Origin of the sequence: Variovorax cryoconiti, assembly GCF_051216395.1 — a bacterium.
In the GTDB taxonomy this organism is placed as follows: Bacteria; Pseudomonadota; Gammaproteobacteria; order Burkholderiales; family Burkholderiaceae_C; genus Variovorax.
Map to the genome: position 1 here is coordinate 28,900 of NZ_JBPJZI010000008.1, position 21,153 is coordinate 50,052.

At 69.2% G+C, this 21,153-nt stretch carries 21 protein-coding genes; 9 read left to right on the top strand and 12 right to left on the bottom strand.

Annotated elements, in window-relative coordinates:
* Positions 1 to 55: 55 nt before the first annotated feature.
* The 10 genes from ACSFA2_RS18545 to ACSFA2_RS18590 form a co-directional block, all read right to left on the bottom strand.
* Positions 56 to 553 (bottom strand): arsenate reductase ArsC, encoded by a 498-nt coding sequence (locus ACSFA2_RS18545; protein WP_435456790.1) that lies wholly within the window; start codon positions 551 to 553, stop codon positions 56 to 58.
* Between the two features lie 28 nt (positions 554 to 581).
* Positions 582 to 1,064 (bottom strand): ArsI/CadI family heavy metal resistance metalloenzyme, encoded by a 483-nt coding sequence (locus ACSFA2_RS18550; protein ID WP_435456791.1) that lies wholly within the window; start codon positions 1,062 to 1,064, stop codon positions 582 to 584.
* A 10-nt stretch (positions 1,065 to 1,074) separates the two neighbouring features.
* Entirely contained in the window at positions 1,075 to 1,401 is a 327-nt protein-coding gene (locus ACSFA2_RS18555; RefSeq protein ID WP_435456792.1) for an ArsR/SmtB family transcription factor, read from the bottom strand.
* A gap of 85 nt (positions 1,402 to 1,486) precedes the next feature.
* On the bottom strand, positions 1,487 to 2,434 hold the full coding sequence (locus ACSFA2_RS18560) for a lysophospholipid acyltransferase family protein (RefSeq protein WP_435456793.1): 948 nt from the start codon (positions 2,432 to 2,434) through the stop codon (positions 1,487 to 1,489).
* Positions 2,431 to 4,203: an ABC transporter ATP-binding protein gene (locus tag ACSFA2_RS18565; RefSeq protein ID WP_435456794.1), complete on the bottom strand. Its 1,773-nt coding sequence runs from the start codon at positions 4,201 to 4,203 to the stop codon at positions 2,431 to 2,433. Before ACSFA2_RS18565 ends, ACSFA2_RS18560 begins: the two co-directional genes overlap by 4 nt.
* Positions 4,200 to 5,156, bottom strand: a complete 957-nt coding sequence (locus ACSFA2_RS18570; protein WP_435456795.1) for a diacylglycerol kinase family protein — start codon at positions 5,154 to 5,156, stop codon at positions 4,200 to 4,202. Before ACSFA2_RS18570 ends, ACSFA2_RS18565 begins: the two co-directional genes overlap by 4 nt.
* Before the next feature lie 62 nt (positions 5,157 to 5,218).
* Positions 5,219 to 6,334 carry a fatty acid desaturase family protein gene (locus ACSFA2_RS18575; protein ID WP_435456796.1) on the bottom strand — a complete coding sequence of 372 codons (1,116 nt, stop codon included), beginning with the start codon at positions 6,332 to 6,334 and terminating at the stop codon, positions 5,219 to 5,221.
* 100 nt (positions 6,335 to 6,434) lie between these two features.
* Positions 6,435 to 7,217 (bottom strand): DUF3108 domain-containing protein, encoded by a 783-nt coding sequence (locus tag ACSFA2_RS18580; protein ID WP_435456797.1) that lies wholly within the window; start codon positions 7,215 to 7,217, stop codon positions 6,435 to 6,437.
* 29 nt (positions 7,218 to 7,246) lie between these two features.
* Positions 7,247 to 8,176: a hypothetical protein gene (locus ACSFA2_RS18585; protein WP_435456798.1), complete on the bottom strand. Its 930-nt coding sequence runs from the start codon at positions 8,174 to 8,176 to the stop codon at positions 7,247 to 7,249.
* A gap of 14 nt (positions 8,177 to 8,190) precedes the next feature.
* Entirely contained in the window at positions 8,191 to 9,324 is a 1,134-nt protein-coding gene (locus ACSFA2_RS18590) for a CDP-alcohol phosphatidyltransferase family protein (RefSeq protein WP_435456799.1), read from the bottom strand.
* Positions 9,325 to 9,430: 106 nt separating this feature from the next.
* Here ACSFA2_RS18590 and ACSFA2_RS18595 point away from each other — a divergent pair, with 106 nt between their 5' ends.
* Genes ACSFA2_RS18595 through ACSFA2_RS18625 form a run of 7 tightly spaced genes read left to right on the top strand, consistent with a single transcriptional unit; the run spans position 9,431 to position 16,225 of the window.
* Positions 9,431 to 10,330: a metallophosphoesterase family protein gene (locus ACSFA2_RS18595; protein WP_435457006.1), complete on the top strand. Its 900-nt coding sequence runs from the start codon at positions 9,431 to 9,433 to the stop codon at positions 10,328 to 10,330.
* A gap of 34 nt (positions 10,331 to 10,364) precedes the next feature.
* Positions 10,365 to 10,808, top strand: a complete 444-nt coding sequence (locus ACSFA2_RS18600; protein WP_435456800.1) for an HIT family protein — start codon at positions 10,365 to 10,367, stop codon at positions 10,806 to 10,808.
* Between the two features lie 19 nt (positions 10,809 to 10,827).
* Positions 10,828 to 12,018 carry an LptF/LptG family permease gene (locus ACSFA2_RS18605; RefSeq protein ID WP_435456801.1) on the top strand — a complete coding sequence of 397 codons (1,191 nt, stop codon included), beginning with the start codon at positions 10,828 to 10,830 and terminating at the stop codon, positions 12,016 to 12,018.
* A gap of 8 nt (positions 12,019 to 12,026) precedes the next feature.
* A complete protein-coding gene (locus ACSFA2_RS18610) occupies positions 12,027 to 13,082 on the top strand; it encodes an LptF/LptG family permease (RefSeq protein WP_435456802.1) in 1,056 nt (351 codons plus the stop codon).
* The gene (locus ACSFA2_RS18615) at positions 13,079 to 14,287 is read left to right on the top strand and encodes a CDP-alcohol phosphatidyltransferase family protein (RefSeq protein WP_435456803.1); all 1,209 of its coding nucleotides are present in this window, start codon (positions 13,079 to 13,081) and stop codon (positions 14,285 to 14,287) included. The genes ACSFA2_RS18610 and ACSFA2_RS18615 overlap by 4 nt, the downstream gene beginning before the upstream one ends.
* Positions 14,287 to 15,420 (top strand): dATP pyrophosphohydrolase, encoded by a 1,134-nt coding sequence (locus ACSFA2_RS18620; RefSeq protein WP_435456804.1) that lies wholly within the window; start codon positions 14,287 to 14,289, stop codon positions 15,418 to 15,420. Before ACSFA2_RS18615 ends, ACSFA2_RS18620 begins: the two co-directional genes overlap by 1 nt.
* Before the next feature lies 1 nt (position 15,421).
* Entirely contained in the window at positions 15,422 to 16,225 is an 804-nt protein-coding gene (locus tag ACSFA2_RS18625; protein ID WP_435456805.1) for a nucleotidyltransferase family protein, read from the top strand.
* On the opposite strand, the gene ACSFA2_RS18630 is transcribed toward ACSFA2_RS18625, so the two are convergent.
* Positions 16,211 to 17,002, bottom strand: a complete 792-nt coding sequence (locus tag ACSFA2_RS18630) for a phosphocholine cytidylyltransferase family protein (RefSeq protein WP_435456806.1) — start codon at positions 17,000 to 17,002, stop codon at positions 16,211 to 16,213. The genes ACSFA2_RS18625 and ACSFA2_RS18630 overlap by 15 nt on opposite strands.
* A 75-nt stretch (positions 17,003 to 17,077) precedes the next feature.
* Complete coding sequence (locus ACSFA2_RS18635; protein WP_435456807.1) at positions 17,078 to 17,746, bottom strand: 4'-phosphopantetheinyl transferase family protein; 669 nt, start codon at positions 17,744 to 17,746, stop codon at positions 17,078 to 17,080.
* A gap of 64 nt (positions 17,747 to 17,810) precedes the next feature.
* Here ACSFA2_RS18635 and ACSFA2_RS18640 point away from each other — a divergent pair, with 64 nt between their 5' ends.
* Both ACSFA2_RS18640 and ACSFA2_RS18645 read left to right on the top strand, forming a co-directional pair.
* Positions 17,811 to 19,124, top strand: a complete 1,314-nt coding sequence (locus tag ACSFA2_RS18640; protein WP_435456808.1) for a cytochrome P450 — start codon at positions 17,811 to 17,813, stop codon at positions 19,122 to 19,124.
* Positions 19,125 to 19,144: 20 nt separating this feature from the next.
* Positions 19,145 to 21,106 carry a non-ribosomal peptide synthetase gene (locus tag ACSFA2_RS18645; RefSeq protein WP_435456809.1) on the top strand — a complete coding sequence of 654 codons (1,962 nt, stop codon included), beginning with the start codon at positions 19,145 to 19,147 and terminating at the stop codon, positions 21,104 to 21,106.
* Positions 21,107 to 21,153: the final 47 nt, after the last annotated feature.

Sequence of the window (21,153 nt, forward strand, 5' to 3'; positions counted from 1 at the left end):
GCCTGCTCGCGCACGGCGTGCTTCTCATGGGGGCAACGGATCAGGACGATCATCGTCACCGGCGGATCCCGATCTCGCGCACTTCATGCTGGATGGCCATGCGCTCCAGCTTGTCCATCGGCAGCGACAGCATGAACTCGATGCGGCGCTTGAGCGCCACCGCCGTGTCCATGAACGCCCGCTTCTTCTCTTCCTCGGTGCCTTCCACCGCGGCCGGGTCCGGCAGGCCCCAATGCGCGGTGATCGGCTGGCCCGGCCACACCGGGCACATCTCGCCCGCGGCCTGGTCGCAAACGGTGATCACGAAGTCCATCGGTGCGGCGCCGTCCTTGGCGAACTCGCCCCAGCTCTTGCTGCTGTAGCCACGGTCTTCGATGTGGAGCGTGCGCAGCGTTTCGAGCGCCAGCGGGTTCACCGCGCCCTTGGGTTGGCTACCGGCGGAGAAGGCCTTGAACCGGCTGCCGCCCCGCTGGTTGAGCAGGCCTTCGGCCAGGATGGAACGCGCCGAGTTGCCGGTGCAGATGAACAGCACGTTGTGAAGGGTGTCGGTCATGAGGGTCAGTAGGTTTGGGGAATCTGGATTACTTCCGACCTGCATTCGGGCCGCAGCAAGCGTTGTTGGAGCGCTCCAACCGCTCGGCTGCCTTCGTTGCCAAACCCTGAATTTGCTGGCTGACCTGGTCGCGACGCTGACCGAAGGTTCGGGAGGTATCCATCGTTCTGTAGTGCTCCCAGGCCAAGCCTTGTGGGTCCGTCACCCAATGCTTTTCGCTCTTGGCATAGCAACAGACCGTCTCCCCTTCATCGAACAGCGTCCGGTCGGCTGCGCCGGCACGACGCTTCAGTTCGGCAAGCTCTTCCTCGTTCTCGGCTTGGAAGCCGAAGTGGTCGACGCCCTGGCCACGGCTGACGGTCGAAATCGCAAAGTTGACGCGTGGGTCTTCCAGCATCCATTTCGCATAGTCCGGCTCCAGGCGAGTCGGCTCGGCACTGAACAGCTTGGAATAGAACTCGACGCTCTTCGACAGGCTGTCGACGTGCAGATGGACATGGAAGCGCTTCATGGACAACTCCTTAGGACGAACAAGCCAACGTGCCACCCGAGGCGACACAAGCCTCGCCCTGGCAGCAGTTTTCCGTGAGATAGCCGAGCAGAGCGTTCATCCGGTCGAAGGCTGCTCGGTAGATGAGGTTGCGGCTCTGACGCTCCTGCGTCACCAAGCCAGCATGCGTCAATTCCTTGAGATGGAACGACAGCGTGGTGGCGGGAACGGCGAGAGCGTCAACCAACGCGCCGGGGGTCATGCCCACCGGGCCGGCGACCACCAGGCTGCGGAAGACCTGCAGCCGCACGGGTTGCGCGAGTGCGGCCAGTGCGCGAACGGCATCGTTTGTTTCCATAGTTCAATTATGTTCGAATAATAAAATTAATTGGAAGAAAAATCTTCCGATTGATGTCTTGCACCGTCGGGCGGGCTGTGTGGCCTCAGGAAGACCCGACGGGCGGCGGCGTGGTGGCGAGCGGCAGCTTGCGCCAGCGGCGGTGATGCCAGCTCCACAGCTGCGGGTGCTGGCGCACCTGCTGCTCGGTGAGCTGAACCAGCCGCTCGACATCCGACGCCAGTGACCCCTGCCCCAACGGCACCGGCGGCTGGATCTCGAAGCGCCAGACCGGCTCGGCCGCCGTTGTGGCCACCGGCAGCAGCGGCGCCCGCGCCGAGCGGGCGAGCTGCGCGGGGCCGGCCGGCATGGCGGCGTCCTTGCCGAGGAAGCGCTGCATCAGCCCGGTCTCGGCCTGCTGCACGCCCTGGTCCATCATCACGAAGACGACGCGGCCCTGCTTGAGCGCCGAGACCATCTGCGCATAGGCACGCAGGCCGGTGTTCGCCAGGATGCCTTCGATACCGTACTGCTCGAGCCCGTTCTGCAGCAGTCCGGCCGACATCATCCGTGCCTCGCGGTAGACCACGCTCACGCCCCAGCCGGCGCGCGCCAGCTTGACGGTGAGCAGCGCGGCGTTGCCCATGTGCGTGGCCAGCAGGATCGCGCCGCGCCCGCCGGCCATGGCGGCGCGCAGGTGCGCGAGGCCATCGACCTCGCAGCGCGCGATGAGCATGTCTTCATCCTGGCGCTGGTCGAACATCGCCAGGATCTCGAGCACGGCGGTGTTGTTCACGCGGTAGGCCTCGCGCAGCAGCGGCGCGACCGAGGGGTCGCCGGGCGGCAGGCCCAGCGCCAGCGCCATGTCGTGCGCGATGCGCCGGCGTTGGCGCCATGCCAGGCGGTACTGCAGCGTGCCGGCCAGCCTGCCGAGCAGGCGCACGCGCTGGAAGCCGGCCACGCGCAGCACAGTGCGCAGGCCGAGAAAGAGCGCGCGGCGACGGGCGCGGCGCAAGCGCCGACCCAGGTCGACCGGACGTTCTGCGTCGCTCACGCGTCCCCCTCTCGCTCCTGCGGACCGCGCACCAGGCTCACCTGCGCATCCGCCAGCCGGTAGATCCGGTCCGCCGCGTCGATCAGCAGGCCCTGGTGCGCCACGGCCAGGATCGTCAGGCTGCCCTTGAGGCGCTTCACGGTGTCGATCACCACGGCCTGGGCTTCGGCGTCGAGGCTGCTGGTCGCCTCGTCGAGCACCAGCAGGCTGGGCTTGTGCACCAGCGCCCGCGCGATGGCCAGCCGCTGGCGCTGGCCGCCCGAGAGGCGCGAACCGCCCTCGCCCACGCGCGTCTGCAATCCTTCGGGCATGGCGTCGACGAAGTCGAGGGCACCGGCAGCGCGCAGGGCGTCGCGCAGGTCGGCCTCGCTCAAGTCTTGCTCGCCGAGCGCCAGGTTGTAGGCGATCGATTCGTTGACCAGCACCGAGTCCTGCGGCACGTAGCCGATCTGCCGCCGCCACGGGCGCAGGGCCAGTTCGGGCATCGGCACGCCGTCGACGCGCACGCTGCCGGCCTCCGGCTGGAGCAGGCCGACCACCAGGTCGAGCACCGTCGTCTTGCCGGCACCCGAGGGGCCGACGATGACGGTCAGCTCGCGCGAATGGATGGTGAAGGACGCGTCCTCGAGCACCAGCCGGCCGTCGCCGTGGCGGAAGCGCACGCCGTCGAACGCGATGCCGTCGGCCAGCGTCGCGGTGCGGTCGCCGCCCTTCGGCTCGGCCTGCGCATGCGCGGCGTCGATGCCGTCGATGAGCGCCCAGTAGGCGCTCTCGCGCACCGCGATCTGCTGATAGGCCCGTTGCGTCTTGGAGAGATAGCTCACCACCCGTGCCAACAGAAACAGCATGACCAGTACCGACGCCAGCGGCATCTTCAGCACCACCAGGCTCAGGAAGAAGCCGGTGCCGACCATGATGGCGAGCAGCGGGTCCTGCAAGGCGCTGAGTGCTTCGCGGCTGACCACCTGGCGGCGCAGCGCCCGGCGCAGCTGCTTCATCTGGTCGGACAGCAGCGCATCGACGTGGTCTTCGCGCGCCATCGCCTTGAGCGGCTTGGCCGCGGCCAGCTGCGCGCCGATGGCTGACAGCAGCGAGGTCAGCAGCTGCGTCTGGTGCTGGCCCGCGCGGCGCGAGCTGCGGATGAGCGTGTGCAGCAGCGCCAGCAGCAGGCCGCCGGCGATGGCCGTGGCCACGCCCGCCTGCCACGAGATCGCAAGCGCGATGCCCATGTAGATCATCGAATTGAGCAGCATCGCCGCCATCTCGGCGCTGTACTGGAAGGCCTCGGACGCACGTTGCGCCTCGGTCGCGACCGCGTTCGACAGCCGGCCGACCGACTGCTGCAGGTAGTGGCTCCAGCGCGCGCCCATCACCGCGCGGATCAGCGCCAGCCGCAGGTCGGTAGCGATGTGCGCCACCGTGTAGCCGACCTGCTTGTTGGCCACCAGCGTGAGCCCGGCGCGCAGCGCGATCAGCGCGATCGCGAGCGTGAGCATGACCGGCGCGGTCGGCGGCAGGCCGAGGACATCGGCGATGCGCGTGGCGACCTGCTCGGGCATCGACGGCTTGTGGTTCGGGTCGTTCGCTGTCGTGAGCGTGAGCATCGACAGCAGCATCGACATGCCGAGGCCGTCGAGCAGCCCGGCGACGAAGACCGCGGCGAGCGCCGCCGCGCTGCGGCCCGGGTAGGCGCGCACGAAGGCGCCGATCATCGGCACCGCGCCGCGGGCGCGAGCGGCGGTCACGGCGTCGGCAGACTCACCGCTCATGCCGCGAAGAACCGCAAGGAGGGGCCGCGGCGGATCACGACCGGACGCGTCGGGTCGGTGTCGTAGGCCTCGCCGTCGAGCGAATAGCCGGCGAGGCCGATGATCTCGGCACGGGCACTGGCGCCGCTGAGGAAGCCGTGGGCCACGTCCATCGAGCGCGAGAAGCGCCCCGTCAGCAGGCGCGGCAGCGATCGGTAGAAGCGCGTGGCATGGCGCGACACGGCCGTCAGGCGCATGCCGCCGTCGGCGCGCGTGGCGTAGGGGTCGAACAGGCCCTGGCGGTGCTGCAGCGTCGTCGCCAGCAACAGGTTCACCTTGCCCTCGAAGCGGCCCAGCGGACCGGCATCGATGCGCAATGTCGGACACGACAGACCCGACCGCCCGCGCAATGCAAGGACCACCAGGCGCAGCAGCGAGGACAGCGTGCTCAGGTGGCCGGTGCGCAACGCGCCGTCACCGCCGATGCGGTGGGCGTGCGTGCGGCGGATCACGCCGTCGATCAGCGCCGCGCCGACCCACAGCCCTCGGCGCGCCGGCGCCGGTGCCTGCTCGATGCACAGCGTCGCGCGCTCGACGACGGCTGCGTCCCAGCGCTTCTCTGCGACTGCCGCCAGGCCGCGCTTGAGCAACGCGAGCGCATCGATGCCCGGTGTCAGGTCGGCGGCGGTGAGGTTGGTGCGGCCGCCGGGCAGCACGAGCAGGTCCGGCATCCAGGCCCCCGTCGGCAGGCTGGCCAACTGGTCGATGACCGCGCGCACGGTCCCGTCGCCGGCCAGCACCATCACGTGGCGCTGTCGCCGCGCCAGGATGGCGTCGACGGCGGCGATGAGCGATGCGGGACCGTCGACCACGACCACCTCGGCACCCTGCGCCTTCGCCACCGCCTGCGCCTGCTCGGCCAGGCCGCGCGACGCGCGAAAGCTCAGCGGGTTGACGATGAGGCAAGGTGGCAACGACGCATTCGCCAACCCTTGAAGCGCCTCCGCGATAGGCGCTCCCCCAGGTACACCGGCGTTCAAGACCGGCCGGACCGCGGCAGCCACGCGCGCATCGCCGATCGCTCGTTCGGCGTCTGACGGGCCGACTGCCAGAGCTCGCGCACGGCGGCGAAGAAGCTGTCGCGGTTGGTGATGCGATAGGACGCATCCGCCGGCAGGTTCTGCATCAGGCGGCGATGCGCTTCGTCCATGTTGTGGTACGGCAGCGCCGGGAAGAGATGGTGCAGCGCGTGGTAGCGCAGGCCCACCGGGAAGAAGGCGATGGTCAGCCAGGTCTGGCCGGTGATGTTGATGGATTCTTCCACCTGGCCCGCCAGGTCCATCGGCGTGCCGTCGTTGACGTAGCGGTGCGCCGCCAGGTTGCGCACCCAGTTCAGCCCCAGCGTGAAGGCCAGCAGCAGGTAGCCCATCGCCACGTGCCTGAAGCTGATCACGTCGCGCCAGACCAGCACGGCGAGCGCCACGATGTACGCGAAGCACAGCACCTCGACGATCTTCAGGTGCTTCTCGAAGCGTTTGGGGAAGCGCTCGCTGTAGTACGGGTTCGACACGGCCGCCGACGCGCGCGTCAGCACCCAGTGGCGCAGCCCGCCGTGCAGCCACGACAGCGGCCCCAGCACGCCGAAGCGCACCGCCATGAAGAGCGGCAGCAGCGGCGCCTGCGCCAGGTACTTGAGGGTCTCTTTCACCGGCGACGAGCCGAGCGGCAGGTATTCGCCGTCCGACGGGGTGCCGAAGCGGCGATGGTTGTGGTGCTCGATGTGGTTGCTGTACAGGATCCACGGCATCAGGAACGGGATGCCCAGCAACAGGTTCCACGCCCGCTTGAACCACACCATCTGCTGGTTCGGCATGTGGATGATCTCGTGGATGAAGGTGCCCGAGCGGAAGAACAGCAGGCTGGCGACCAGGAAGGCCGCGATCTGCACGGCGCTCCAGGGCGTCGCCAGGAAGTAGACCGCCGTGAGCGCCCAGCCCACGCCGGTGCTCAGCAGGAAGTCGGTCCAGTAGATGGCCGGCGAGCGTTCGAACAGGTCGTCGATCAGCGCGCGCGCCTGTCCCCGCCATGCGAAATTTCGGGTGGCCGCGGCAGCGGCGGGAGCCCGATCGACGGGCGTGGAAGTGGCGGTCACAGCTCTGCGGATGGAATCGGGAGGGGGGCTAAAGCATAGCGGGTACGGGAAGTCCCCGGCAGGGGCTCCAGTACCGCGGTCTCCGGGGCCGTCGCGACGGTCAGCCACTGACATCCGCCAGCGTCATGTCGAGCGGCGCATCGAAGGGCGGCAGCGTGAGGCGGATGCGCACCGGCAGGAACTGCCGCGCCGGCTCGACCCAGACCTCCGCCCGCGTGTCGTCGGGCTTGCGCAGCGACCGCGTCAGCTTCTGGGTTCGCAGGTTGCCCGCGGGGGTCTTGATCGTCTCGGCCCCCGAGGCTTCGAAGATCCAGGTTTCGGCGCGGCCGCGCACGCCCACCACCGGCATCACGATCCGCCCGCCGGCCTTCGCCTTGGCCGGGTCCGCCGTCAGGATGGCCTGCAGTTGCACCAGCCAGCTCACGCGGTCCTGGGCGCCCGGCACCAGCGGGATGTCCGGGGCGGAGCCCGAGAAATCGATCCGCGATTCGCCCCGCACGAAGGTGGCCTCCCGCGCCGACTTGCCCAGGCGCTTCTCCACATAGCTGCCGGGGGCCACGCCCGCGGCGTCGAAGCCGCCCTGGCTGGCCCAGTTGATGAGCGCCAGACCGGCGACCGTGCCCTTGAGGTGCGCCTCGTAGGCATCGCCAGTACGCTTCCACGCGAACTCGCCGCTGCCCCGGATGCCGCCGCGCTGCATCTGGTAGAGCACGGTGAAGGAACGCGCGATGCGGGTCGGGTAGACCTTGGCTTCGGCGTCGCGTGCCGCCGGCGCTGTGCCCGGTGGTTCGGCGGCGGACGCCGCGGTTGCCGAGGATCCCAGCAGGACCGCCGCGCACAGCACGATCCGGCGCCGGGAGAAATTCGAGAGAAGAAGAGACATGGACGAGCAGACTGAATAGCCACTCATTCTCAGCGCAGCACGCCGAGCCGGCGCAAGCGCCAATAGATACCCGGCGCCGCCAGCAGCGGATGCCGCCGCTGGAAGGGGGTGGGTTCGATCCTGTAGCCGCTGTGGCGCTCGACCTTCCAGGCGACGTAGTCGGTGGCGTTGTCGAAGGTCAGCGCCGCCTTCAGCAGCCGCAGCAGGTTCAGCACCGGCCCCAGCCGGCGACGCATGCGCCAGCGGTACTCGGCGGTGGTGCGCTCGTCCGGTGCCAGCACGGGGGCCACTTCGCCCGGCGCCTTGGTGAAGGCCAGCCCGCCCTCCTCCCAGGCCAGCGGCAGCAGGCGTGCGTAGCGCAAGCCGTCGTGCGCCAGCAGGTCTGCGCCGCGCGTGCTGCGCTCGACCCGCAACTCGGCCGCATAGGTGCGCGCATACAGGGCGCGCCAGAAGGCGACCGGCTCGGCGCGCAGCGGCCCGAGCATCGCCGCCCAATGCGCGGCGGCCACCACCGCGTCGCACACCGCATCGCGCATGGTGAGCCGGTCGGCCTCGCTGCGCGCATGAATGCAGGCACAGGGCTGCGAGAAGCGCGCCCACAGCGTGGTGTCGATGCGCTGCACCGACATCGCCCGCCGGAACTGCGCGACCGTCATGACCGCGTACTTGGCGCGCAGGCTGCGGCCGTCGACGGACTCTTCCAGGTAGCCGACGTTCGGCGGCAACAGGCGGTTGGCGCAGGCCGCGAGCCACGGGCCCGGCCAGTCGCCGACGTGGTCGACCAGCACGTAGAAGTCGAGCACGCCGTCGAGCGCGCTGTCGCGCAGGGCCGAGCCGTAGAACAGCACGGCTGCCGCCCCGCCCTGCGCACGCGCCGCCAGCCGCTCGGCCAGCGCGACGACAGCGGGCGGCACGGCGCGCCGCAGCTCGTCGTCGATCAGCGCGCGCAGGTCACTCACGTCTGTCACGTCGCTCAGTTCGGCGCGGAGAGCCAGGAGCGCAGCGGGCCGCGGCGGCGCGCCACCGCAGCCTGCAGCAGCCGCACCGCATGCACCACCAGACAAGCGACGGTCCAGATCGCCACGGCGAGGATGCCCAGGTCCGGACGGCCGAAAGGAAGGGACGCGGTCAGCAGCAGCAGGTTCGGGTTGCGGCGCGCGGTGATGAGACGGAAGCGGCTGTCGAAGCGCTCCCACACGTGCATCTCGATGCCGAAGCACGCGATGAAGAGGCCCTCTTCCAGCCGCTGCAGCACATAGCCCGCGACGATGGCCGTGAGCGCCAGCGCGGCATGCGTCAATGGCAGGCCGACGGCCGTCAGCCCGACGATCCAGGCCCACCACCAGAACGGCGGATGGACCAGGTCGATGGAATGGTCGTAGAAGTCGCCGAAGCGCGACGAGTTCAGCGTGACGCGCGCCAGCTTGCCGTCCACGGTGTCGAGGAAGGTCATGCCCCAGGCGGCCGCCAGGCCCCAGCCGTAGTGCCCGGTCCAGAACAGCCACATGGCGGCCAGCACCAGCGCCAGGCTGAGCGAGGTCACCTGGTTCGGCGTGATGCCGGCCTCGGCGCACAGCCGCGTGACGTAGCGCGCCGGCCGCGGCCAGGCGTAGAGCGTGACCAGGTCGGTGACGCCTTTGTAGGCGCCGCGGAAGGTGCGCCATTCGATGGCGTCCATGCTCTGCGCGGTCAAGGGGAGCAGGTAGGGCGGTTCGCGCTTGCGCAGCTTGTCGTTGTAGCCGTCGGCGATCTGCGCCGGCGAGACGGTGCGTGCACCGGCCAGCGCTTGCCGATCGGCCAGCAGCCGGGCGGCTTCGTCGGCATGCGCGGCTGCAACGGACAACGCGACCACGTCGCCATCGCCCTCGCCCGCCCGTAGCGCGACGTCGTCTTTCGCACCGGCGAGGCCGCGCACCAGCGCCTCGTCGAACACCCAGTCGGCCCGCAACAGCACGACGCGATCGGCATCGGCCGATGTCGCCACCACGCCGGCACGCGCGAACTGGCGCTGCAGCCGCGCCTCCGACGTGAGGCCCCAGACACGCAAGGCCGATTGGCCGACGACGATCCCCGCAACGCGCTGGGTGGGCGCCTTGTCTGCGCTCATTTGGACAGCCCGGCGCGCGGGGTATGAAGTTTTGGCATGATCGAAGCGAAGTGTCTAGAAAAGAAGCAGCGGGCGATTATCGATGAGCGGATTGACCTTGGCCCACGTGTCGGACCTGCACCTCCCCTTCGAGCCGGTGCTGTCGCTGCGGCAGCGCCTGTCGAAGCGCCAGCTCAGCGCCTGGTCCTGGCAGCGGCGGCGCGCGCTGCACCGCACCGACATCCTCGACGCGCTTGCGCAGGACCTGCGTGCCCATGCGGTCGACCACATCCTGGTCACCGGCGACATCACCAACTTCTCGCTGCCGGGCGAGTTCGAGCAGGCGGCGCGCTGGCTCACGGCGCTGGCGCCGCCGGAGCGCATCAGCATCGTGCCGGGCAACCACGACGCGCTGGTGCCGGTGCCGCACGCGCAGGGCCTGGGGCTCTGGCAGGGCTGGACCCGCGCGGACGATGGCTGGCCTGTCGTGCATCGCCGCGACGGCGTGGCGCTGATCGGGCTGAACTCGGCGCTGCCGACCGCACCGTTGCTGGCCCGCGGCCGGCTGGGCGACGAACAGCTCGCACGCCTCGAACAGTTGCTGATCGCTGAAGGCCAGGCGGGGCGCACGCGCATCGTCATGCTGCATCACCCGCCGGCTGCAGGCGCCATCGGCCGGCGCAAGGCCCTGGCCGACGCCCCGGCGCTGCGCGCCGTGCTGCGGCGTGCCGGTGCCGAGCTGGTGCTGCACGGCCATGCCCGCGACGCCCGCATGGACGTGGTGGCCGGGCCGTCGCTGCCGATTCCCTGCCTCTGCGTGCCCTCGTCGTCGGCGGTGCCGAACCCGAAGGACCAGGGCGCGCTCTGGCACCGGCTGCGGCTGGTGGACGGTGCGAGCGGCCCCCAGGTCATGGTCGAGGTGCGCCGCTGGTCGACCGAAGCGGAGGCCTTCATCGCCGACGGCGGCTACGCGCTGGCCCTGCCGCGTGCCCGCCCGCGCGACTCAGGCGAGAATGTCGGCCGCTGAGAGCACAAGCGATACACGACCCTGGACGACTGCGATGGCCAATGCCACTGAAACGAAATTCGGCGATCCCGCCACACGCCTCGCGCAGACGGACTGCTGGACGCTGCTGCTGCGCCCCAAGCAGCCCACGCTGGGTGCATTGGTGCTGGTTTGCCGCGAGCCGGTCCAGGCCTTCGCCGATGTGAGCGCGAAGGCCTTCGCGGAAATGCAAGGCATGGTTCGACGCATCGAGGCCGCGCTGCACGAGCTGGTGGGCTACGAGCGCATCAACTACCTGATGCTGATGATGGTCGACCCCGACGTGCACTTCCACGTGATCCCGCGCTACGACGGCGCGCGCAGCTTCGAAGGCGTGACCTTTCCCGACGCCGGCTGGCCCGGCCCGCCGGCGCTGGACGCCGCCGTCGCGCTCGACGCCACGATGACCGCCCAACTGAGCGTCGCCCTGCGCGAGGCCCTGCAGCGCACCGCCCCCTGAGAGACTGAGGCATCGTCCCTTGCGCTTTCTCTCGTTCGATCGGCTCGACCGCTACGCGGTGCGCCTGTTCGCCGTGCCGCTGCTCACGGCGCTGGCGACCATGCTGCTGGCGACCATGCTCCAGCGCCTGCTGCGTCTGTTCGACATCGCGGCCTCCACCGGCGCATCGATCGCCAGCGTGCTGTTCCTGGCGGCCGACCTGGTGCCGCACTACCTGGGGCTCGCGCTGCCGGTGGCCTTCACGGCCGCCATCTTCATGGCCGCGGCGCGCATGGGCGATGACAGCGAGCTCGACGCGATGCTCGCCACCGGCCGCTCGATCGCGCGCATCGCGGCGCCCTATTTCATCCTCGCGCTCTTGCTGTGCGTGTTCAACCTCTACCTCTTCGGTCGGCTGCAGCCGCTGGCGCGCTACGACTACCACGTGAAGATGGACGCGGTGCTGCAGACCAATTGGGACGCGAAGATCGAAGAGAACCGTTTCATCGACATCGCCCACGGCTTCAGCTTCAGCGCCGACCGGGTCGAAGACAACGGCCGCCGCTTCACCGGTGTCTTCATGGAACGGCGCCAGAACGGCATCGAGGAAATCACGACGGCCGTGCGCGGCCAGCTCGAGAGCGACCCGGACACCCGCAAGCTGCGCCTCAAGCTCGAGGACGGCATGCGGGTGCGGCAGACGTCCGACGGCGCGATCGCCACCACCCGCTTCGTCGACGGCTTCGTGGAAGATTTTTCCCGGGCACGCGCACCCTACCGTGATCGCGGTGACACGGCCACCGAACGCACGCTGCCCGAGCTCTGGCAGGCCATGTGCAAGACCTGCGACCCCGACTCGGCGGCCGAATTCCACAGCCGGCTGGCACGCGCCCTGCTGCCATTGCTGCTGCCACTGCTGGCGCTGCCGCTGGGCATGGCGTCCAAGCGCGGTCGCCGCACGCCGGGGGTGGTCTTCGCGTCGCTGGCCTTGCTGCTGCTCAACCACACGCTTCAGTTCGGCAAGAGCCTGGCCGAGAGCGGCCGCCTGCCCGCCGCGCTGGCGGTGTGGACGCCGTTCCTGCTGTTCGCGCTGCTGAGCCTGTGGATCTTTCGCGGCAGCCTCGCCTGGCCTGGCGACAACCCGGTGTCGCGCACCGTCGGCGTGCTGGAGCGCCTGATCGAGCGCCTGAAGCCGCGGCGCCTGAGCAACGTGGCGAAGACCGCGCTATGAACCGCGCGATGGCTTCGTACCTGCGGCGCCGCGTCGGCACGCAGATCCTCGTGCTGCTGCTGGTCATCACCGCGCTGATGCAGGTGCTCGAGCTGCTGGACGTCACCACCGACGTGCTCAAGCGCGACCAGGGCTTCATCGGCATCGTTTACTACGGCCTGCTGCGCCTCCCGGCCGAGCTGGTGATGGCCCTGCCGCCCGCCGTGCTGCTCGGCACGCTGATGGCGCTGGCCACCATGGCGCGCAACCTCGAGATCGCCACCATGCGCACGGCGGGCCTAAGCATGATGCGGCTGCTCGGCTACCTGCTGCCGCTGGCCGCCGTGCTGGCCGTCGCGCAGTTCGTGCTGTCCGACCGCGTGCTGCCGCCTGCCGAGAACGGCCTGAAGGAATGGTGGAGCGCCAGCGCGCCGGCCGACGACACGCCGACCAAGCGATGGGCGCACACCTCCGGCGGCACGGTGTCGATGGAAAGCACCAGCCCCGATGGCCGCCGGCTGATCGACGTGCGGCTGTATGTGCGCGACGACCGCGGCCTGATCAAGAGCCGGCTCACCGCCACCGAAGCGCAATGGGACGGCAAGGTCTGGCGGCTCAAGGGCGTCAACGAATTCGTCTATGGGGACACGCGCGTCGAACGCACCCAGGTGGCCGAGCGCGCCTGGGACACCAACCTGCGCCCCGAAGACGTGCTGCGGCTCGACGTCGCGCGGCCGAACCTGTCGACCGCGATGCTGGCCGAGGTGATCGCCGGCACCCGCACCGGGACCCAGCCCCACCGCTACTACCAGAGCGTGCTGTACCGTTCGTACGCCGCACCGCTGGCGATCTTCGTCATGCTGCTGCTGGCGCTGCCGACCGCGGTATCGCTGCCGCGCGGAACGGGCGGCGGGTCGAGAATGGCGATGGCGCTGATCCTCGGCCTGGGCTTTCTTCTCTGCGACGGGATCGTCGCGGCCGTGGGGCTCGCCGCCCGCTGGCCGCCCCTGGTCATCGCGCTCGCCGCGCCGGCGCTGTTCGCCGCGATCGGCCTTCTGCAACTGCGAGCCTCCGAACGCCTATGAATCTCTGGATCGACACCACCGCCGCCACCCGAGCGGAACAGCTCTACGGCATCGCGCCGGTCGAGCGCCTGCGCCGCAGCGTGAAGCACCTCGATGCCGGGGCGCAGGTCGTCCTGTCCGGCGTCGATGCCGGGCGCACCGCCTGGCCGGCAGCGAAAGCCGACGTCGACACCGCACCGCTGGGCACGCGCCTGCGCCAGGCGCTGGCCGGCGGCGCGCTGGTCGCGATCGACGGCGGCAACGCGGTCGACCCGCGGCTGATCGATGTGCTGCTGCGCGGCACGTCCCCCTGCGTCGCCGCCCGCGGCCAGGGCGCCGAACGCGCCGTCGTGCTGCGCCTGGAGCCCGCGCTGATCGACGCGATCCCGGCCGATGCGCAGACGCTGCGTGAGGTGGCCGATGCGCTGACGGCCGCGGGCCGCATCGCACCGTACGACGAGACGGACTTCCCCGCCTACGTCAACAAGCTGCGCCGCTCTCTGCCCTACTGGATCTACGCGGTGAACGACAAGGCCACGCGCCGCCGGCTCGAGCGCCAGATGTTCTGGGACAACTACAAGGGCTCGACCGACCTGCTCACCCGCTGGGTCTACCCGCCGCTGGTGTGGCCGCTGGTGCGCCTGTGCACCCGCTGGGGCATCCACCCCAACACGGTGACGGTGCTGTCGATCATCCTCACAGTCGCAGCCGTGCCGCTGTTCGCGCGGGGCGACTTCCTGCTGGGCTTCCTGTGCGCCTACGGCATGAGCGTGCTCGACAGCGTCGACGGCAAGATCGCACGCGTGACGCTCACCGATTCGGCCATCGGCAACGTGCTGGACCACGGCCTGGACATCGTGCACCCGCCCTTCTGGTACTTCGCCTGGGCCTGGGGCCTGGGCGGGCGATCGATGGACGACCCGCTCTACGCGGCGGCTGTCTGGCTGATCGTCTTCTACCTGGGCGACCGCATCGTGCTCGGCATCGCCAAGGCCCGCCTGGGCTTCGCGCTGCATGCGGCGACACGGCTGGACGGCCGGGTGCGCAGCTTCATCGCGCGCCGCAACATCACCATGACGATCATGGCGCTCGCGCTCCTGGTCGGCGCCGGCCCCGCCGGCTTGGTCCTCGTCACCGCCTGGCAAGGCCTGACGTTCGCCTGGCACGGCGTACGCACGGTCTGGCTCGGCTTCCTCGCACGCAACAAGGCCCGCCCCGCTGTCTGATGACCACGCTTGAAATCGTCCCGGTGCGCACACCGGCGGAACTGGACCGCTTCATCCAGCTGCCTTCGAAGATCCACGCACGCGACCCGCACTTCGTGCAGCCGCTGATGATGGAACGGCGTGAGGCCTTCTCGCCGCGCAAGAACCCGTACTTCGCGCATGCCGAGACGCAGTTCTGGCTGGCCCGCAAGGACGGCCGCGATGTCGGGCGCATCAGCGCGCAGATCGACAAGCTGGTGAAAGACCCGGCGGTCGGCCACTTCGGGATGATCTGCGCGGAGGACGACGCCCAGGTCTTCGCCGCGCTCTTCAAGACTGCAGAAGACTGGCTCGCCGCGCGCGGCAAGACGAAGGTGCTCGGTCCCTTCAACCTGTCGATCAACGAAGAGACCGGCCTGCTGGTCGACGGCTTCGACACGCCGCCGATGATGCTGATGGGCCACGACGCCCGCTACGTCGGCGCACGGGTCGAGGCCGAGGGCTACGTGAAGGCGAAGGACATGATCGCCTACCTCTACGACATCGAGCACGAAATGCCCGCCGCTGCGCGCCGCATGATCGGCCCGCGCAAGCCCTCGGCCCTGACCGTGCGCAACCTCGACACCCAACGCTACCTCGAAGAGTTCGACACGGTCACTGCGATCTTCAACGACGCCTGGTCGCAGAACTGGGGCTTCATCCCGTTCACCGAGGCGGAGATCGCGCACATGGCCAAGAGCCTGAAGATGTTCATCGACCCCAAGTGCGTCGCCATCGTCGAGCTCAACGGCAAGGCCGTGGGCTTCGGCATCGCCCTGCCCAACCTCAACGAGATGATTGCCGACTTCGGCGGCAAGCTGCTGCCCTTCAACTGGGCCAAGCTCATGTTGCGGCTCAAGCGTGGCACGAAGACGGCGCGTGTGCCGCTGATGGGCATCAGCCGCAGCATCAGCGGCGAACTGGCAGGCGCCATTGCGCCCTTCCTGGCCATCGACACCATGCGCCAGGGCCTGCGCGCCAAGGGCGTGAAGCAGGTCGAGCTGTCGTGGATCCTCGAGGACAACCGGCCGATGCGCCACATCATCGAATCGCTCGGCGCTGCCCCCTACAAGACCTACCGCGTGTACGAAAAAACCATTGGCATCGGCGCCTGATATGAGCGGACTCACCGCGCTGGTGCTGGCCGGCACGCGGTCCGGCGGCGACCCGCTGGCCGACTACGCCGGCGTGAGCCACAAGGCGCTGATCGAGATCGGCGGCACGACGATGATCGAGCGGGTGGTCGCCGCGCTGGTGGCCACCCCGGCGGTGGGACGCATCGTGATCGCGATCGACCGGCCTGGACTGCTGGATGACCTGCCGGGCCTTCAGCCCGATGCCTGCAGCAAACCGTGGACCGCGATGCCGACGCAGGAAGGGCCCAGCGCCACCGTCGCCGCAGCACTCGCACAAGAAGGCACGCCCTTGCTCGTCACCACGGCCGACCACGCGCTGCTGCAGGCCGCATGGATCGACGAGTTCCTGGCCGCCTGCCCGCCCGAGGCCGATGTGGCTGCCGCTTTGGCACCGCGCCAGGCGGTCGAGGCGGCGGCGCCCGCCACGCGGCGCACCTGGTTGCGCTTCTCGGACGACGATTTCTCCGGCTGCAACCTGTTCCTGCTGGCACGGCCGAAGGCAGCCGGCGTCATCGTGTTCTGGGGCGACATGGAGCGCTTGCGCAAGGAACCGCTGCGCATGATGCAGCGCCTGGGCTGGTGGTTCGCGCTGCGCTATCGGCTGGGCTGGCTCCGTTCGGCGGCGGCGGCCGAGCAGCTGGGTTTGCTGTCCGGCGGTGCGCGGCTCGCGCTGGTGTCGATGCGCGACGGGCGCGCCGCGATCGACGTGGACAAGGCCGCGGACCTGGACCTGGTACGCCGGCTGGTGGCGGCCGACGGCCCGTCCACCTCAGGCGGTCGCTGAGACCTTCGCGGTCTGCGGCGTCGCGCTGGCGCCGAGCCAGCCGGCGGCCAGGCTGCGCACGTACGTCAGGTCAGCCGGGAAATCGAGTTCGCCCCACTGCAGGCCTTCGATCGAGGCCACGCGGATGTCCGCCCCCGCACCGGCCAGGCGATGAATCGCCGAGAGGTACCACAGGCCCGGGCCCTCGGCGGTGCGCATCGTGCGTTCGAGTTCGGCGACGAACAGCGCGGCGCCCTCGGCCTCGAAGCGCAGGAAGCCGATCGATTCGCCGTTGACACGCTCGGCCGACAAGGTCTTGCCGATCGCGCGCAAGCGATCGCCCTCGACCTCAACCTTCATGTCGTCGGCGTCGTAGCCCGGTTTGCGGTCGATGGTGACCGTGATCGGGGCCGAGGGCGCGGCGAGCAGGCGGCGTGCGATCTCCGGCTCGAACAGGGTGTCGCCGTTGAGAATGAGGCAGGGAACCTGCAGTTCGGCACGGGCCATCCAGCAGCTCGCGAGGTTGTCGGCCAGCTTGTAGAAGGGGTTGAACAGGGTGCGAACCGTCATGCCGGCCGGCGTGATGCGTTGCAGCGCCTGCTCGACGAGGTCGGAGCGGAAGCCGGTCACGACGACCGCTTCGCCGATGCCCGCCTCCACCAGTCCGCGCAGTTGCCATTCGAGCATGCTGCGGCCCTCGCCCAGGTCGAGCAGGCACTTCGGGAGTTGTTCGGTCAGCGGCAGCAGGCGACTGCCTTGGCCGGCGCCGAGGATGAGGGCACGCTCAGGTCTGGACACGTTGATTCACCAATCAGAAAAAGGGGGAGACGATGGGGACAGGTCGGCGATTCGGCGGCGATGCGAGCCGGGGGATCAGGGCCGATCGATGCAAAGGTCGCGTTCGAGCCAGGCTCTGGACACCTGTGTCGCGCGCCAAGGCGCGTGCCGGTCTCGAAGCGCGAGATGCGCCACATGGGCGCTTCCGATTTCGAGCGCTGGAGTCTGCCAGACTTGGCCGGCAAACGCAGCGCCCTCACCCGCCGGCCGGGTATCGATGTCGCGAAGCTTGGCGAGGCTGTCGGCCCCGGCGGCCTTGGCGACCGCTTCCTTGCGCGTCCAGACTGCGCAGAAGCGCTGCGGATCGCGACCGGCCCAGGCACGCTCGCCGTCATTGAGGTAGCGCGGGAAGTCGTCGGCCGTCAACATGCCGATCGCCTCGACATCGACGCCGATCGGGCCGTCTGTCGACACGGCGCAGACGACGCGTCCTTCACAATGGGAGATGCTGAAATCGACCGCGAGATCGAGCACTGGCCGACCGTGCGCGGTGTACTGCAGAGACGACAGCACGGCGCCGCGGTGACCGAATTGCCGAAGCCCCTCGCACAACAGCCGGCTGGCGATCAGCGACCGGTGCCGCGCACGGGCACTGGGCCAGCGCGCGATCTGAGCCCGGCGGGGTTCTGGAAGTTCGGTCATCCAAGCAGCCTCGAGTGCCATCGGAAGCACGGAGTCGTCGGCGATCAGGACGGAGATGGGCATGGACGCAGCGTCTGGCGCGCACATGACATAATCGAGGGCTCAGCACCAAGGGCAATTTCGGATTATGGCACAGGGACATTTGGCGCCGGGCCCCGACCAGGGCTACGACCTCGACGCCAATGACGAGACCTTGCCGGTGCTGCAGCAACTGCGCGCCCGCTACGGCGCCATCTGCCGCGTGCCGTCGCTGACGCGCCCTGGCGATGGCCTCGTCATCCACGACCCCGACGACATCCGCCGCGTGCTGCTGACCAACCGCGGCAACTACGTCAAGGGCGCGGGCCTCGAGCGTGTGCGGGTGCTTCTCGGCAACGGTCTGATCGTCAGCGACGGCGACCTGTGGGCGCGCCAGCGCCGCATGATCCAACCCGCCTTCCAGGGCCAGGCGACCCGCGGCTTCGCCCCGGTCGTCAAGCAGGTCAACGCCGACCTGCTGACGCGCTGGAGCGCGCACGCCGACAGCGGCGAGCCCATCGACCTGACGCACGAACTCAGCAGCGTCGCGCTCGAGATCGTGCTGCGGGCGCTGTTCAGCGCGGACTTCGACCGCCTGGTGGAGGCCGAGGGCGGTAGCCCCTTCGACCTGCTGACCGAAGAGAGCCGGCGCGATCTGCAGTTCGCAGCCCGGTTCCGCGGCCTGGCGCGTTTCGTGCGCGCCATCATCGAGACCCGCCGCCAGGAGGCGCGGGTCGAGTCCGACTGGCTCTCGATGCTGATGCAGGCCCGCGACAAGGCCAGCGGCGAGCCGATGCCGGACCGGGCCCTCCTCGACGAGGTCATGACGCTGATCGTCGCCGGCCACGAAACCACCGCCAGCACGCTCAACTGGACCTGGTACCTGCTGTCCCGGCATCCCGAAGCCGAAGCGGCACTCCACGCCGCCATCGCCCACGCGGCGCCCGCCGAAGCCGCGCCGGACCAAGCCCTGGCGACCCCCTTCGCCTCCGCAGATTACGTCGAACAGGTGCTGCAGGAGGCGCTGCGGCTCTACCCGCCGGTGTGGCTCTTCAGCCGCCGCGCGCTGCAGGACGACACCCTGGGCGGCTACCACGTCCCGGCCGGCACGGACATCTTCATCTGCCCCTACCTGCTGCACCGCGACGCAGCCCAGTGGGAGCGCCCCGACGAATTCTTGCCGGCGCGCTTCATGCCGGATGCGGCCGCGGGCCGGCATCGCTTCGCCTACCTGCCCTTCTCGGCCGGCCCGCGCTTCTGCGTGGGTGCCGGCTTCGCCATGGCGGAGATGGCCACGCACCTGACGATGGTGGCGGAACGCTTTCGATGGGTTCCCGTCGACGCCGAGCCCGCCGAGGCCGAATTCCAGATCAACCTGCGCACGCGCCATCCCCTGCGGATGCGGCTCGTGTCGCGCCGCTGAACGGCACCCTCCTTTCCTTCATGCCATTCGACACCCTCCACGCCATCCTGCCCGCCACCGCGCGCGACGACCGCCAGATCACGCTGATCGAGGGCGACAAGGAGCAGCGCGTGCTGAGCTTCCAACGGCTGCGCCAGCGCGCGCTCGCCGTCCTGGGCGCGCTCCAGCGCCAGTCGATCGCGCCCGGCGACACGGTGATCCTGTGCCTGGCCGACAACGAGCGCTTCCTGGAAATGTTCTGGGCCTGCGTGCTGGGCGGGATCGTCCCGGTCCCTCTCGCGCCCGGCGCCACCGATGCGCACCGCCAGAAGCTGTTGCGTGTCTTCGCGCAGCTCGGCCCGAAGGCATCGGTCTACATCGACGGCACGTCGCTGGAACGGCTCGACGGCTTCGCCGCGGCACAGGGGCTGGCCGACCAGGCGGCGGCGCTGCGTGCCCGCGCCCTGGTTCCGGGCGGCCTCGACATCGGCGGCGAACCGGGACAGCCCGTGTCGCCGCGTCCGAACGACCTGGCGTTCATCCAGTATTCCTCCGGCTCCACCGGCGAGCCCAAGGGCGTGCTGTTGACGCACCGCAACCTGTGCGCCAACATCGCCGCGATCATCGAGGCCGGCGCCTTCTCGGACCGCGACGTGGCACTCAGTTGGATGCCGCTGTCCCACGACATGGGGCTGATCGGCTTCCACCTGAACATGCTGGCTTGCGGCGCCAGCCACGCGATCATGCGCACCGACCTGTTCGCGCGGCGCCCCCTGCTCTGGCTCGACCAGGCCAGCCAGCGCCGGGCCACGGTGCTGTGCTCGCCGAACTTCGGCTACCAGCATTACCTCCGGCAGTTCGCGCTGAAGCCGCCCCAGGGGCTGGACCTCTCGGCCGTGCGGCTGATCTTCAATGGCGCCGAACCCATCTCGGCCGAGTTGTGCCGGCGGTTTATCAAGGCCATGGCGCCGCATGGACTCAAGCCGAACACCATGTTTCCGGTGTACGGGTTGGCCGAAGCCAGCCTCGCGGTGAGCTTTCCGCCGCCATCGACACCGCTCGAAACGATCGAACTCGACCGGACGGCCCTCCGTGTTGGCGCACCCGTGCGGGCTGCGGCACCCGGGTCGGCGCACGCCGTCGAGTTCGTCAAGCTCGGCCGTGCCGTGCCCGGATGCGAGATCCGCATCGTGGACGACGCCGGCATTGGGTTGCCCGACCGGACGGTCGGCCATGTTCAGATTCGGGGCGACAACGTGTCTGGCGGCTATTTTCGCGACGAGGGCGTCAGTGCCGCATCGCAGGCGACCGCCGGATGGCTGGACACCGGCGATCTGGGCGTGACCCTCGGCGGGCAGCTCGTGATCACGGGTCGGGCCAAGGACCTGATCATCGTCAACGGTCAGAACTATTACCCGACCGACCTGGAGGAGATCGCCCAACAGGTGCCCGGCGTCGAGGCCAACCGAGTGGCAGCGGTGGGAGTGCGCGACGCCGTCGAAGGCACCGAGTCGGTCGCGCTTTTCGTGATCCACCGCGGAAATCTCGCGGACTTCGTGCCGAAAGTTCAGGCACTGCGGCGCGTCATCGGCCAGCAAACCGACGTGGAGCTGAGCGAGGTCGTGCCCGTCAGCGCCATTCCGAAGACCACCAGTGGCAAGCTGCAACGCTATGCACTGGCTCTCGCCTTCGAACAAGGCGAATTCGCTACAATACGCTCGGAATTGGCAGGGTTTATGTCAGCGAACGCCGCGATCGAACCTGTCGAGGCGGGGCCGAAATCAACGGCCCTGCGCCTCAAGGAGATCTGCGAGCCGTTGATTCCAGACCAGCAGATCACGGTCCAAACCAACTTGCTGGAAATCAACCTCAAATCGCTCACCCTGGCGCGCATCCATGAAGCGATCGAGCGCGAATTCCCCCAACGGATCGAGGTCACGGATCTTTTCGATTACCCGACGCTGGAGCAGCTGGCGAAACTTCTGGACGAAACCCAGACCTGATCACTGTGCATAACATTTATGACAGTTTGACGTGCGCGGATTTTTCA